The organism is Winogradskyella sp., assembly GCF_965656915.1.
Classification (GTDB): Bacteria; Bacteroidota; Bacteroidia; order Flavobacteriales; family Flavobacteriaceae; genus Winogradskyella.
The window spans coordinates 1-14597 of sequence record NZ_CBFHMI010000056.1 but is presented as its reverse complement, the minus strand read 5'-3'; the positions used below and the strand labels follow the sequence as shown (position 1 = coordinate 14597).

Below are 14597 nucleotides of genomic sequence, written 5' to 3'. Positions count from 1 at the left end.
TAATTGCGATTATATAAAACTAACTAATCAATCTTTAAAATCGTTATAGGTATGTAATGCTTTTAATGTTGACTCATAGAATAAAATAGCCGCTATAAGATCTGATTTATCAGAATACGGTAAAATCTTCTTTTGAAATTCCATAGTACTGTCAAAATAGGTTTCTGAGGCTTCAATATTATCTTCTAATGCCTTTTTATTATCCTTGGTTTCCGGAATTCCTAAAGATTCCATCGTGACACCAGGTTTAGTTGCAAATGCAATATTTGGAAGTATATTCACTATAACTTCTATGCGTTCTATATAGAGTGTTAACAAGTCACCTTTAGTCATATCATTTAGCTCATCACTATTATGATATTTAGAAATATTCACTTTTCCACTAATAATATGTTTAGTATCTCCTTTTTTCTGAGCAAAACCAATACTAATTATCATAAAGAAAATAGCAGCAAATAGAGTAAGTTTTGTTTTCATTTTTAACACTTTTTAATTCATCTTATTGAAGCAAATCTATATAAATAAATAAGAAAAACAACTTTATTTGAACATTTTTTGCATATAAATATTAACACTTTAAGTGCATATTTCTTGGACAAACTACGTCTTTAGTGGATTAAACGCATATTTTATCGATGAAATACTTAGCTCAAGATTGCAGTCTTTTAGACAATTTAATAGGCTAATTTTTAAGTATATTTTTGTTTTTTTGAAACGTAAACTGGTGAATCTATAACCAATTAAGACTGTATTTTTAACGCAAAACCTACTCTTATTTATACTAATTTTTATGACCTATTAGTTCAAGGATTTTTACCTGAAAATATTTTGAAATAGAAGCTCATTTTACTCAACTGCTATAATGAATTTACCGTTCGTCGATTAAATATAAAGATCGTTTTTAAGTCGTTAATCGTCATTTTTTGCAAATACCATCATTTCATCGTGAAAAATGTACGTTCAGGTGAAATTTAATGGACTAATGAGATTTATCTATGATTTTTGAGCACCTACAAATCTTAACTAAATGAAAAATCTTTTCAAAGACTTATGCATTATTTTTCTTTATAGTGCATGTATACCACTAATTGCTCAGCAATCTAAAACAGAAGAAAACAGTCCTATTTACGATAGAGCAGAAGCTCGGTTGACCAATACAGATACTATACCTGATTTTAGATCTAAGACAAACAAACTTAAACTTACAGGTACCATATACCTTAGTGATGGTGTAACACTAGCGAAAGATGTGATCTTATTTATAGAGCATGCTGATGAAGATGGAAATTTTGATCTAAGACGAGAAGGCGAGGAGCGTTATGTATTTCACAGAAGCTGGGTAAAAACAGATGCAGATGGTAAATATACTTTTTACACATTTGTACCTGGAAACGATAGAAGATATAATAGATTACAAGAAATATATCCTGTTATTAAAGCACCTGATAAGCAAGCGTATCAATTAGAAACCTTTCTTTTTGATGACGATCCTATGTTAACCAGAGCTTGCAGAAAAAAGATTTCAAAAAAAGGAGATACTAAAAGAATCCTATCAGTAAAAGAAGAAAATAATATATTGGTAGCACAACGAGACATTGTACTAACCGACAAAGAAATTCCGTATAAATAATCAACTTTTTTGAGTTTAACAAAAAAAAATCCTAAACGTACTGTTTAGGATTTTTTTATTTATGCTAAAATGCTTTCGTGACCTGAGACGCTTCTGCAAATAATCGTGAGCCTGGTGTACTCAAACGAATTCCTGCAATCATTCCTGTATTATCGCTGGATGTGTTTTCTGTTTTGAAAAATACATCTGCACGAATCACAAGCTCGTTACGTTTAAATAATTTTTCTAATTTTTTAGATGTATAGGCTTCTAAGCTTTCGCTAGCCGAAACATCGTGGTATTCAAATATTATGTTATTCATTGTTATGTTTTTGATTATACCTTAATATAAACATACAAAGGCGGAACCCCATGGGCTTTAATAATACTTTTGCGTTTATTTGAATTAGTGCGTCTTATAGAAGACAAACACAAGACACCTTAAAAACCAGACGACTCATAGTACTATTTACACTGGTTTTTTTTATGTTTACGATGTGAAATTATTCCATAAAATAAGATTTAGAATGATAGAAGGGAAGCGTCTAAAAAATTATATACTCTATGCCATTGGTGAAGTAGTGTTGGTCTTTGTAGGCATATTGATTGCTGTAGCCATTAATGATAGAAATGAAGCTAAGAAGATAGAAGCAGACACCGATAAAATAGCCCAATAAATAGAAGCCAAACTAAGCTCAGATCTTGCCTAAATTGAAACCGTGAGAATATCGATAGAAGAAGAGTCTCAAAAATACAATCGCTATTTAAAAACCAACAAAACCGAAAAAGAACGCCTCGAAGTTTTATTATAAGCACCGTTTTTAGTGACCATTAATATTCGACTGTTGCCTTAAATGATATATTACTGTGTCAAAAATTGAAACGGCGAGTTTAAGTAAATCGGAATTATCTGATAAACTCATTGAGATTGAACAATTCTATAAAGTAGCAGTCTCTGGATTGAGTAAAATGGATGTTATAATCACAGATGAACTCATTAGCAATATTAATCATATAAAGGATAATTATTATTGGTATGAAAAATTGGTGATTCCAAATTCTAATTTTACGGTTGATGGATACCAATAGTTCGGATCTATGGATTATAGGAATAGAGTCGCACACATGAAATTTTTATACAGTAATGGTTACGATGGTATGACTTCTGAGATTTAGGACGAATTAAAAGCACATTAAACGACGCTTCAGGAGTTACTGTAATGGTATGCCGTATGGTTTATGACGATTAGCATGACACTATCCTAAGGATGATAGCTTAAAGATACAGAGTAGAAGTTCTGATATTATGCATACTTTATATTTTACATAATATAAATTATAGGACAAATGCTATTATTGATTATTTAATGTGAGTGTACTATTTGTCAACTATAATGATATTATGTAAAATATCCCAGAAGCTTTACTATTATTGGTTTTAATGTGCAGTACTTGGGCATTAAACTAGAAACGGTTTGCTTCGCAGAGTTAAAAAAGCACTTGTCCTATAATTTGTCGTTATGTCAAATGTCCGCTGTCAAACGCTCGATTGCTTTTGTAAAATCAAATTGTTATTACAATTTATTTTAAACATAATTTCTAGCCGCTTGCCAGCCGCACATAAAAGCTGCGTTTTAGTAATTATTAAATTTTGTAGTATTTGGATAATTGTGCTACATATTTTTTTCTACGCGATTCTCAGGGACTTGCCATAAGAGCTTAAATTTTAAGAACAATAAAATTCTAAGCACTTATTATGTTTACAGATCCGATAAGACTTTTTTAAATTGTAACTACTAATATTATGTAAAACAAAATTTGAAAGATTAGAACTCTCCAAGTTTTAATTAATTATCTTTTGTCTTGAAACAAAAGAAACAAAAATTCAAGACTGCGTATAATTTTGGAAACAATTACGTCTCTCTACGCTACATTTTAAGAAACTTCTGAACTCTTTAAGATTGCTCCGAAGTTTTATTAATGTTTAGAATTCTTAAGAATGTGTATTACTAGCTCCTTAAAATCTTACGCTTCATTCACCTATTGTTTTACCAAAATGATATGAGGTCGTTTTGCCATCGCATCGACTGGGTAAAAACTCGCAGTACATTGAACTAAAAAAAATCTGTCGTTCACTTCTACTCTATCTTTAGAATTATCTAGTAGACTCTCTTATTACTAACTCGGTCTCAAGTTCAATAATCTTAGGCGTAACCTCATTATTCTTCTTTAGCTTTCTGATTTCTTTATAAAGTTGCTTAAAAGCTGTTTTTCCCATTAAGTAACCAGGTTGATTAATTGTTGTCAAAGATGGTGAAATTACTGATGCCATAAACCAATTACTAAAACCTACAATAGATATATCATCGGGAACTTTTAAACCACATTTATTAAATTCAGAGATAGCTCCAATTGCTACTAGATCTGTATTAATAAATATACCATCAACATCGATATGGTCTTTACGTAGTTGCTTGGCAAAATGAGCACCTTCATCAAAACTCATGTCCTCTAAAATATAAACCAATGAAGGATCATAACTAATATTGTGGTCAGTTAAAGCAGTTTTATAACCCAAAAAACGATCTATAGAATTTTGCGGTAATAAAGGCCCTCTAAAATGTGCAATACGTTTACATCCAGAATCAATTAAATGTTTTGTAGCAGTATATGCAGCTTTTCTATCGTTTATAATAACCTTTGAGCAATTTACTATTTTCGCAATTTTATCGAACATTACCAACGGTACTTCTTGAGATATAATATCATTTAGGTGTTTAAAATCAGCAGATCCATTTGCTAGAGATATAAGAATACCATCAACTCTTTTACTCAATAAAAGGTCTAACTGTTTTTTTTCAAGCTCATAAGATTCATTAGATTGGAGAATGATAACCAAGTACCCTTTTTTTTCCGCTTGAGCAATAATACCCTTTATAACGCTAGAAAAAAAGTGATGAACTACCTCAGGAATTATAAGTCCAATTGTTTTAGATTCTTTGGTTCTTAGGTTTACGGCAAATGCATTAGGCTTATAATTCATAAGCTCTGCAGTCTCCTTAACTAAGCGTTTAGTTTTCTTACTTACATCTGGATAATCTTTTAGTGCTTTAGAAACTGTAGAAACTGATATTTTTAGAGTTTCAGCAATTTCTTTAAGTGTTGCTTGCTTCATTGCTTAGAAATTGAAAATAATAGCAATATAATAAAAATCGAAAACGTTTTCGGTAAATCGAAAACGTTTTCGTTACGAATTTTCAATATTTTTTAGAGTTAGAATGTAAATTCAATAAATATTCAATAAAATATTACTAATTAAACAACAAAAAAATGAAACTTATTACAAACAAAATGTATTTACTGTTGCTGTTTACAATGTTAACAGCTATTGTTTCTGCACAAAGTAGTATTTCTGGTATAGTTAAAGATACGGAGGGAATGACACTACCTGGTGTTAACGTTATTTTAGAAGGTACTTCTAAAGGTGCCGTTTCTGATATGGACGGAACTTATGTTATTACTAATGTCGAAAACGGAACTTATACTTTAGTAGGTTCTTATTTAGGTTTTAGTACTTTTAAAAAATCAGTTACAATTGATGGTAGCGATATTACTGTTGATATTACAATGGCAGAAGATTCAGAGTCTTTAGACCAAGTTGTAATTACTGGTGTAGTTAATCCAAAGTCTAAACTAGAATCAAGTGTCTCTGTATCTACGTTAGATGCTAAAGTTATTGAGCAAGCTGCTCCAAGAAGTGCTGGTGAACTTTTTAGAAACGTACCTGGTATTAGAGCAGAATCTTCAGGTGGTGAGGGTAATGCGAATTTTAATGTTCGTGGTGTTCCTGTTTCTTCTGGTGGTTCTAGATATTTTCAAATTCAAGAAGATGGTTTACCATTAAACTTATTTGGTGATACTTCTTTTGGAAATGCTGATAACTTTTTAAGAATAGATTCTAATATTGGAAGAGTTGAAGCTATTAGAGGTGGTTCTGCATCTACACAAACATCTAACGGTCCTGCAGGTATCATTAACATGATTAGTAAAACTGGTTCAGTTGAAGGCGGTTCTATTGCAACTACTTTTGGTGTAGATTACCAAACAAGTAGATTAGATTTTGAATACGGAACTCCATTAGGAAATGGTTTATCTTACCATATTGGTGGATTCATGAGAACTGGTGAAGGCCCAAGAAACATTGGTTACCAAGGAAATAAAGGTGGTCAATTAAAAGCAAATATTACAAAAAGATTTGAAGATGGTTATGTACGTGTTTCAGGTAAATTCTTAAATGACCGAGCTGTAATGTATTTACCAATGCCTATGCAATTAGAAGGCAGTAATGAAGATCCAACATTTTCTAATTTACCTGGATTTGATATTACTACAGATTCTCAACATTCAGCTTACTTGCAACAAAGTGCTGGCACATCACCATTTACTGGTGAAAACCACACAAATGATGTTAGAAATGGAAACAACCCTATTTCTAAAGCAATTGGAGCTGAGTTTGCGTTTAACTTACCTAACGATTGGAAATTATCAGGTAAAGCTAGATATTCTAACAATAGTGGTCAATGGGTTGCACCTTTTACAGCTGCGGTTGGTACTGTTGCTGAGATTGAAGCAACTGCCAGAGATGCTGCAGGTGTTGGTAATGAGCCTTTGGTTTATGCAGATGGCGAGAGAGAAGCATTTAATCCATCAAATGGTTTAGCGCAGATTATACATATGTTTGATGTAACAGTAAATGATTTAAGTAACTTCTTTAGTGATGTTAAAGTTTCTAAAAGAATTGGTGACAATGTTGGTGTAACTGCTGGTTTATTTACGGCAACACAAAATACTAAAATTGGATGGCAATGGAGCTCTTTTCTTTCTGAAGTTCAAGGAGGTGGTGAAGCTAGATTAGCCGATTTTGATGGTTTCTCTAGAAATGGACAATATTCTTATGGAACTCCACTTTGGGGTAATTGTTGTCAAAGAAAATATAATACAGTACATAATGTAAATTCACCTTACCTTGGTATTGATGCGGATTTTAGTGATAAATTGAATTTTGATGGTAGTGTTCGTTTTGAAAATGTTCGTGTAAATGGAACTATAGCAAGTGGGCCAACAAACCAAGATTCTTTTGATTATAATGGAGATGGCACAATACAAGGTATTGAGCAAACTGTGCCAATTATTACTGGTGCTGACGGACAAATCATTAACGACAGCTATAACTTCGTTTCTTTTTCTGCTGGTTTAAACTATAAAATAAACGATGGTACTGCTGTATTTGGTAGATATAGTAGAGGTGCATCTGGTAGAGCTCCAGACAGAAATACTTATGGTACTGATGGAAAAGCAGATGTACAATTTGATGAGTTATCTCAATTAGAAGTTGGTTTTAAGAAAAGATTGAATAATGGTGTTGTTAACGTAACTGGATTTATGAGTAATACAGATGAAGGTTTAAGTAATGAATTAAATAGAGAAGTAGGAAATCCATTTAAGGCTTTAGGTATAGAAGCAGAAACTGTATTAAGATATGGTGAAAACCTTACTTTTAATGGGTCTATTACTTGGACAAAAGCTGAGATTGATGGTGGTGAATTTAGAGGTAACGCACCTAGAAGACAGGCTGATTTTATCTATAACTTCTCACCTGCATACAACTTTGGAGATAGTGGTAAATATGTGCTGGCATTGAGTGTTTTAGGTACTTCAAAGTCTTTTGCACAAGATGATAACACTTTAGTAATGCCAGGTTATGCCTACTTTAACTTAATAGCTAGAGCTGGCTTAACAGAAGGTTTATCTTTAGTACTAAGTTTAAACAACATGTTTGACACTGTTGGTATTACAGAGGTTGAAGGGAATGGAGATGGTGCTTTCGGTAACAATCGTTTAGCTAGAGCGAGATCTATTAGTGGTCGTTCTTCTACCCTATCTCTTCAATACAAGTTTTAAATTTATTTAAAATATTTGAGTAAGTTATTTTTGATTAAGTTTGAATGATTGGTTAAAAGAGTCAGTGTTAATAAATTATCATTGGCTCTTTTTTTCTAAATCTTATATATGTATAAATGAGAATTTTTATTTTTTTACTAGCCTTTAGTATTACCCAAACTGCAGTTAGTTGCGGCAAAGCTTCAAAGAAAGAAGCTACTCAAAAAGATTTAAAAGAAATTATCATTTATGGCAGTGGTACATGCCATTATTGTATTGATACTAAAACATATCTAACCGAAAAAAACATTCCTTTTGTTTTTCATGATTTAGATTTAGATCCTAAAAAGATCGAAGAGATGTATACTAAATTAAGAAAAGCAAATATAAGTACAGCAAATTTTCAGATTCCCGTTGTAGATAAGGGTGGTAAAATTATTACTAATGATTATGGTACTTTTGAGATATTTTTAAGCAAAATAGACGAGTAATGTTAAAGAAGCCTAAGTTAAGTTTTTGGCAAATTTTTAATATGAATGTAGGATTCTTAGGAATTCAGTTCAGTTTTGGTTTGCAACAAACAGCAGTTAACCCTATATTTTCGTTTTTGGGTGCGATTCCAGATGAGTTACCTTTATTAAATCTCGCTGGACCTGTAACTGGTTTAATCATTCAACCCATTGTAGGTGCGGTTTCCGATAAAACTTGGTCGCCACGTTGGGGACGAAGAAAGCCGTTCTTTTTAATTGGTGCCTTAATTGGCAGTTTATGTCTTTTTGCATTTCCTTACAGTCCAACATTATGGTTTGCAGTTGGTTTATTATGGATTTTAGATGTTGGAAACAATATGGCAATGGAACCCTATAGAGCTTTTGTAGGAGATAAATTACCAAACATACAGTTAAGTTTTGGTTATCAAATGCAGAGTTTATTTGTTGGAGCTGGTATTGTATTAGCAAATGCTTCGATATTTCTTTTTCAAGATTGGTTTGGTGGACAAGAGACTGTTGATGAAACGGTAAAATCCATTCCTAAATGGTTATACTACTCATTTTTTATTGGAGCAATTTTGTCTGTAAGTACAATACTTTGGTCTGTGTTAAAAACACCAGAAATACCTCCAGAAGCAGAAGAACTAGAAGAAATTAAAAAACATAAGTCTTTGCCTTTTTCAGAAAGGGTAAAAACACCGTTTATTGAAATTTGGGAAGCCATAAAAGATATGCCAAAATTTATGTGGAAGCTCGCTGGGGTTTACTTGTTTCAATGGTATGCGCTTTTTATTTACTGGCAATTTATTGCGCCTATGTTTGAGGAAAGTGTAGGTTTTGATAAATCACAAGCCTTAAGTCAAGCAGCTAAAATGAATACAACCTATAATATTTCTACTATTGTATTTGCCTTAGCATTGGTGCCCTTAGCCTTAAAATGGGGAGGAAAAAAAGTATATGTCTTGAGTTTGTTATTAACAGGAATTGCAATGCTTTCAATTACTCAAATTGAAGATCCGAAACTTGTATTACTACCAATGATTTTGTTTGGTATCGGTTGGGCTGCTATGATGGGCATACCATATACAATGGTATCTAAAATTGTACCTCAGGAACGTCGTGGAGTTTATATGGGAATATTAAACATGATGATTGTAATACCAATGGGAATTCAGACTTTAACCTTTGGTCCAATAGTGAAATACGTACTAAACAATAGTGCAGTTAGCGCCATAATATTTGGTGGAGTGTTTTTTATAATTGCAGGTGTTTTGGCATTAAGACTAAAACAACCAGAAGCAATTTTAGAAGAAAATAATATATAATTAAGATTTAAATTTGTTTTGGAAAACGAAATAAAAAATATAGATATTTTATGTGTTGGTGAAGTGCTTATTGACTTTATCGGTCATCAAACAGAAGTACTCATAAACAACACTAGAGATTACCACAGATATTTAGGAGGATCACCAACAAATGTAGCCATGAATTCTGCAAGGTTGGGACTTAAATCTAAAATGGTAGCAACTGTTGGAAATGATGGTTTTGGTGAGTACATTTTTGAAAGACTAAATCAAGTAGGTGTAAATACCGATTCTATAGTTAAAGTCGAAAACAAACCTACTAGTGTTATTTTTGTGTCAAGATCACAAAAAACACCTGATTTCATACCTTACAGAGAGGCAGATTATTGGATATCAGAGAATCAAATTTCAGCAGATTTATTAAAAAAAACCAAAATATATCACACAACATGTTTTGCGCTCAGCAAGAAACCTGCGCAAACTACGATTCTAAAAAAAGCTGAAGAAGCCTATAATTTAGGATGTAAATTAAGCATTGATATAAATTATGCAGACGAACTCTGGGAAGACAAAGAACAAGCACTAAGAGTAATAAAAGCCTATTGTAAATTTAATCCATTGATTAAAATTAGTGAAGACGATATGCTTAGACTTTTTGAGCATGTTGTACCTCATGAAGAAATTTTCGAATTTTTCCATAATGAAGGGGTAGATACTATATGTTTAACTCTAGGAAGTAAAGGTGTTAAATTGTCTCAAAAAAATAAGGAAAGCATACAACTACCAGCTATAAGGGTTGAAAATGTTATGGATACAACAGGAGCTGGTGATGCATTTTGGTCTGGCTTTTTATTTGCATACATCAAAGAAAAACCTATTGAAGAATGTTTAGAAATTGCTTTGCAATTAGCCGCTCTAAAACTTCAAAATGTAGGTAGGTTGCCAGATAACATTAATATTTTATCTAAACTTTTATAATCTATGAGCGATAAAATTCCTAATGGTGTAATGCTAAATGCCTATCCAGATAGTATTGGTGAAAACTTAAGCGATACTATTAAAATGCTTCAAATTCCTGAATTTAAGGATGCATTTTCCTTATTCTATGTACTGCCAACATTTTTTAATAGCGATTTAGATAGAGGTTTTTCAATAATCGATTATAATCTCAATAAAGAATTAGTTTCAAAAGATGACTTGAAATCCTTGGAAGAACTCAACATCATGTTAAAGTTCGATATCGTATTAAATCACCTTTCTGTTGCCTCTCCACAATTTAAAGATTTATTAAAATACGGTGATGATTCTAAATACAAGGATTTTTTCATCAATTGGAATACCTTTTGGGAAGGTCATAGTAGCAAAAATGAGGATGGTATAGCAATCCCAAAGGAGGAGTTTCTCAATAAGCTATTCATGAGAAAATCTGGTTTACCTATTTTAAAAGTACCTTTTCCTGACGGCACCGAAAAACCATATTGGAATACCTTTTATCAGAAAATAAATAGTGAAGACAACAGTTTTTTAGGTCAAATGGATGTAAATGCAAATTCTGCGTTGGTTTGGGATTTTTATGAAGAAACATTAGCTAAAGTAAAAAGTTTTGGATGTAAAATTTTAAGATTAGATGCTTTTGCTTATTTGCATAAAGAAGTTGGTCAATCTAACTTTTTTAATAAACCAGGAACTTGGAATCACTTAGAAAGAATTAATAAAATAGCAAAGAAAAACGACCTTGTTCTACTACCAGAAATACATGCAGAATATGGCTTAAACTTACACGATGAAGTTGCTGACAAAGGCTATACTATATACGATTTTTTTCTGCCAGGTTTGATGATTCATAGCATTGAAAATGGAACTAACCAAGCTTTATATAAATGGATAAAGGAGATTGAAAGCAAAGGCTATAAAACTGTGAATATGCTTGGCTGTCACGATGGTATACCTGTTTTAGACCTAAAAGGCAAAGAAGTAAATGGTTCTTATGAGAAAGGTTTATTGTCTGATAATGAAATTGTTGACATAATGAATAAGATTTTAGAGCGTGGAGGTCGAGTAAAAAATCTCTATGATCCTTCTGGAAAAAAGATTTCTTATTATCAAGTTAATGCGACCTTTTTTAGTGCGTTAGGTGAAGATGAACAAAAATTATTATTAGCAAGAGCTATTCAATTGTTTATGCCAGGAATACCACAAATTTGGTACCTAGATATTTTTGCAGGAAAGAATAATTATAAAGCAGCTGACGAAGCTGGTGCTGGTGGACATAAGGAAATAAATAGAACAACATTAAGTCTAAATGATGTTAAAAGCAGACTCAAAAAGGATATTGTTAAGAATCAACTCTTACTAATTAGATTAAGAAATACGTCTAAAGCTTTTGGAGGTGAAATAAAAATTAATGACACCGCTGAAAATGAAATAGATATATTATGGACATACAGAAAGGATTTTGCACATTTAAAAGCAAATCTTAAGACTTTTAAGTTCTCTATTTCTTATTCTGAATCTGGTATAAATTACGTGAAGAATTTTTAGTAATTAGTAGAGCTACTTATAGTTTAATATTAAAGTTGATAAGTCATTCCACACACATTTTCCTCCACTCCTCTGCCCTTTCGAAAAAGAGTGTTTACTCGCATTTTACTTATTTGATAAATAAGAGCTCGTGATTGCTTCGTAGTTCATTAACTGATTATAAAAACATAAAAGAAGAAAAAACCTATGATTAACGATATGCGTTTAGGCACTATTCAAGAACTTCATCGTTCTAGCAACAAACTATGTAAATCAGGAGCTATATTTATAGAGCGTTTTGTTTGTAGCTCTATTTTTTTCAGTTATATTTCAGCATCTTTTTTTAGTTGAATAGTACAAAATTAATATCATCGAAAACAAAAAGCTTACCCTCGAATCGCTACTGCAATTAGATTTTAATACTATTATATGGATAGCGGCACCTATTATGTTTGCCCTTGTCGCCATAGAATACTACCTATCTATAAAGCAACAACGAAAACTGTATCACCGCAAAGATTTTTTGGCGTCTGCTACCATTGGTTTTGGTAATCTATTTGTTAATGCCTTAACCAAAGTTGGTATATTTTATATTGTTGTTATATGCTATAATTTAACACCATGGACTATTCCACACACCTGGTGGTCTTATCTGTTATGCTTTATTTGTCTAGATTTTGTAAGGTATTGGTCGCATAGAATTTCGCACTTTCAAAGGTTCTGGTGGTCAACGCATGTGGTGCATCACAGTTCTGAATATTATAATTTTTCAACGTCATTTCGGTTATCCTGGGTACAAAACCTAAAGATCATATTCTTTTTACCAGTGATTATGTTGAGTTTTGATCCTGTTGTATTTATCATTGTACACCAATTGGAAATACTTTACCAATTTTGGATCCATACAGAATTGATTCGCAAACTGCCAAAACCTATTGAGTATATTTTTGTGACTCCGTCGCATCATCGTGTGCATCACGCGGTCAATAAAGATTATATTGACAAAAATTTTGGCTCTACCTTAATTATTTGGGATCGCATGTTTGGCACCTTTCAGCCAGAAAAAGAACAAGCCATTTACGGTATTACGAAACCTGTAAATTCATTTAACCCAGTGTATTTGGTGTTTCATGCTTGGGGAGATTTATTTATAGATATTTGGAAACGACCAAAAAAGTCATGGCATATCCTCTTTGGAAGCCCTACACTTTGGGAGCGTGAGCAAGTGAAACAACTTGAGGAAGTGAGCCAAGAAAATAAAAAAAGTGCACTATTAGATAAATAAGACGTTTCTTAGTTTTACTAAACTTATCTCATTTAATCCACATATTATTTTTTTGCAACGCGACGTACGTTAACAGCTATTGGTCCTTTGTCGCTCGCTTCTATATTGAATATTACATGATTATTATCTCTAATTTTGTCTATAAGATCTGATGCATGTACAAAGATTTCTTCATCTGAATCGTCTAATTTTATAAACCCAAACCCTTTTTTGTAGCTAAAAAATTTCACTGTCCCTTCATGTTTTCCCATCGTCTTTTTAGGGTTGAATAATCGTTTAATAAAATCTAGCATCATCCGTTTGTTTTTATATAAATGTTATCAATTATTATTTTATTGAATTCTTAAAATAACATAAATAATCGATTGGCATAATTGAAATATAATAAATTTTAACAAAAAAACGCCTTAGATTAACTAAGACGTTCTACGTTATATGAAATGTGTTTGTTCTAAACGATTTCTACCAATTCCAATTCAAACTCAAGATCTTGTCCTGCTAAAGGATGATTGGCATCTATGACAACATGGTCATCATTTACTTCTGCCACGCGCAATTGCTGCTGAGAACCATCTGGTCTGGAAGCCACTAAGCCCATACCCACTTCTGGTTTTATATCTTGTGGCAACTCACCTTTTGGCACTGCTTGAAACAATTCTTTGTTAACATCGCCATACGCCTCCGCTTTGGCAATAGTGACCGTTTTTTTATCGTTAACTGCCATATCTATTAATGCTTTTTCAAATCCTGGAATAAGTTGACCTTGACCAAGCTCTACTTTTAATGGTTCTCTTTCTAACGAACTGTCAAAGATTTGCCCATCACTTAATTTACCCGTATAATGTACTTTTACAACATCATTTTCCTTTACTTTACTCATAATTGTGTGTTTGTAATATTTTTATAAATTGCTGCAAATTTACAGGAATCAAATGGTTATGAGAAGAAATACCGTAAAGAATCCGATGCCTGTAACGTTAAGATTTTCATAAGTAAAGGCTTCTACTCTACTCTAAGTCTTAATACTAATGGTTTTTAGTACCTCAATAGCTATGGTACTAAAAACTGTCCCTTGAACGTATCAGCTTCTTTATGAAACGACACACGCAAATGATTTGGACGTTTAAGTTGTAAATATTCAATTTTTGATGGTTTTATTTTTAAAACACAAAAGTTTGGATTATCAAAATTATATTCTACAGCATCAGGACTTTTAATAGCTGTACCAGGTGTTTTTTTGGTGGTATAATCTTTTTTTGATTTTTCTGAAATATTTGCCCAATAGCCATTTAGTTGTGTTGGGTCTGTAATTAGCTCTACATTACCAACTATGGTAACCTGCGTAAGCTTTTTAGGATTGTAAAACAGTGCACTTACATTAGTATTTTCATTAATATGTGTAATCTTTTTTGAGCGTAGATCTGTATACACCACCAATGTGAAATCTG

The 14597-nt window shown here is 32.1% G+C and carries 15 protein-coding genes; 9 read left to right on the top strand and 6 right to left on the bottom strand.

Features of this window, described 5'->3' with window-relative positions; all coding sequences use genetic code 11:
• Positions 1–27: 27 nt before the first annotated feature.
• On the bottom strand, positions 28–477 hold the full coding sequence (locus tag ACTG3Y_RS11405) for a hypothetical protein (protein WP_439153050.1): 450 nt from the start codon (positions 475–477) through the stop codon (positions 28–30).
• 550 nt (positions 478–1027) lie between these two features.
• Here ACTG3Y_RS11405 and ACTG3Y_RS11400 point away from each other — a divergent pair.
• Complete coding sequence (locus ACTG3Y_RS11400; RefSeq protein ID WP_439153049.1) at positions 1028–1630, top strand: hypothetical protein; 603 nt, start codon at positions 1028–1030, stop codon at positions 1628–1630.
• Between the two features lie 64 nt (positions 1631–1694).
• Here ACTG3Y_RS11400 and ACTG3Y_RS11395 read toward each other — a convergent pair whose 3' ends face one another.
• Positions 1695–1931, bottom strand: coding sequence for an HPF/RaiA family ribosome-associated protein (locus ACTG3Y_RS11395; RefSeq protein ID WP_439153048.1), 237 nt, complete (start codon positions 1929–1931; stop codon positions 1695–1697).
• A 205-nt stretch (positions 1932–2136) separates the two neighbouring features.
• Here ACTG3Y_RS11395 and ACTG3Y_RS11390 point away from each other — a divergent pair, with 205 nt between their 5' ends.
• Both ACTG3Y_RS11390 and ACTG3Y_RS11385 read left to right on the top strand, forming a co-directional pair.
• Positions 2137–2286 (top strand): hypothetical protein, encoded by a 150-nt coding sequence (locus ACTG3Y_RS11390; protein WP_439153047.1) that lies wholly within the window; start codon positions 2137–2139, stop codon positions 2284–2286.
• A gap of 190 nt (positions 2287–2476) precedes the next feature.
• A complete protein-coding gene (locus ACTG3Y_RS11385) occupies positions 2477–2698 on the top strand; it encodes a hypothetical protein (protein ID WP_439153046.1) in 222 nt (73 codons plus the stop codon).
• Positions 2699–3764: 1066 nt separating this feature from the next.
• Here ACTG3Y_RS11385 and ACTG3Y_RS11380 read toward each other — a convergent pair.
• Positions 3765–4784: a LacI family DNA-binding transcriptional regulator gene (locus ACTG3Y_RS11380; RefSeq protein ID WP_439153045.1), complete on the bottom strand. Its 1020-nt coding sequence runs from the start codon at positions 4782–4784 to the stop codon at positions 3765–3767.
• A gap of 155 nt (positions 4785–4939) precedes the next feature.
• Between ACTG3Y_RS11380 and ACTG3Y_RS11375 the strand changes: the two genes are divergently transcribed.
• From ACTG3Y_RS11375 to ACTG3Y_RS11350, 6 genes are all read left to right on the top strand, one after another.
• Positions 4940–7570, top strand: a complete 2631-nt coding sequence (locus ACTG3Y_RS11375) for a TonB-dependent receptor (protein ID WP_439153044.1) — start codon at positions 4940–4942, stop codon at positions 7568–7570.
• 116 nt (positions 7571–7686) lie between these two features.
• A complete protein-coding gene (locus tag ACTG3Y_RS11370; protein WP_439153043.1) occupies positions 7687–8040 on the top strand; it encodes a glutaredoxin family protein in 354 nt (117 codons plus the stop codon).
• The gene (locus ACTG3Y_RS11365; protein ID WP_439153042.1) at positions 8040–9365 is read left to right on the top strand and encodes an MFS transporter; all 1326 of its coding nucleotides are present in this window, start codon (positions 8040–8042) and stop codon (positions 9363–9365) included. Before ACTG3Y_RS11370 ends, ACTG3Y_RS11365 begins: the two co-directional genes overlap by 1 nt.
• Positions 9366–9383: 18 nt before the next feature.
• A complete protein-coding gene (locus tag ACTG3Y_RS11360; protein ID WP_439153041.1) occupies positions 9384–10322 on the top strand; it encodes a carbohydrate kinase family protein in 939 nt (312 codons plus the stop codon).
• A gap of 3 nt (positions 10323–10325) precedes the next feature.
• A complete protein-coding gene (gene gtfA, locus ACTG3Y_RS11355; RefSeq protein WP_439153040.1) occupies positions 10326–11885 on the top strand; it encodes a sucrose phosphorylase in 1560 nt (519 codons plus the stop codon).
• Between the two features lie 427 nt (positions 11886–12312).
• Positions 12313–13149 (top strand): sterol desaturase family protein, encoded by an 837-nt coding sequence (locus ACTG3Y_RS11350; protein WP_439153039.1) that lies wholly within the window; start codon positions 12313–12315, stop codon positions 13147–13149.
• A gap of 44 nt (positions 13150–13193) precedes the next feature.
• Here ACTG3Y_RS11350 and ACTG3Y_RS11345 read toward each other — a convergent pair whose 3' ends face one another.
• The 3 genes from ACTG3Y_RS11345 to ACTG3Y_RS11335 form a co-directional block, all read right to left on the bottom strand.
• Complete coding sequence (locus ACTG3Y_RS11345; protein WP_439153038.1) at positions 13194–13442, bottom strand: cold-shock protein; 249 nt, start codon at positions 13440–13442, stop codon at positions 13194–13196.
• Positions 13443–13600: 158 nt separating this feature from the next.
• Positions 13601–14029 (bottom strand): FKBP-type peptidyl-prolyl cis-trans isomerase, encoded by a 429-nt coding sequence (locus ACTG3Y_RS11340; protein WP_439153037.1) that lies wholly within the window; start codon positions 14027–14029, stop codon positions 13601–13603.
• A gap of 170 nt (positions 14030–14199) precedes the next feature.
• The coding region (locus ACTG3Y_RS11335) for a pyridoxamine 5'-phosphate oxidase family protein (protein ID WP_439153036.1) at positions 14200–14597 on the bottom strand (398 nt) is incomplete at its 5' end.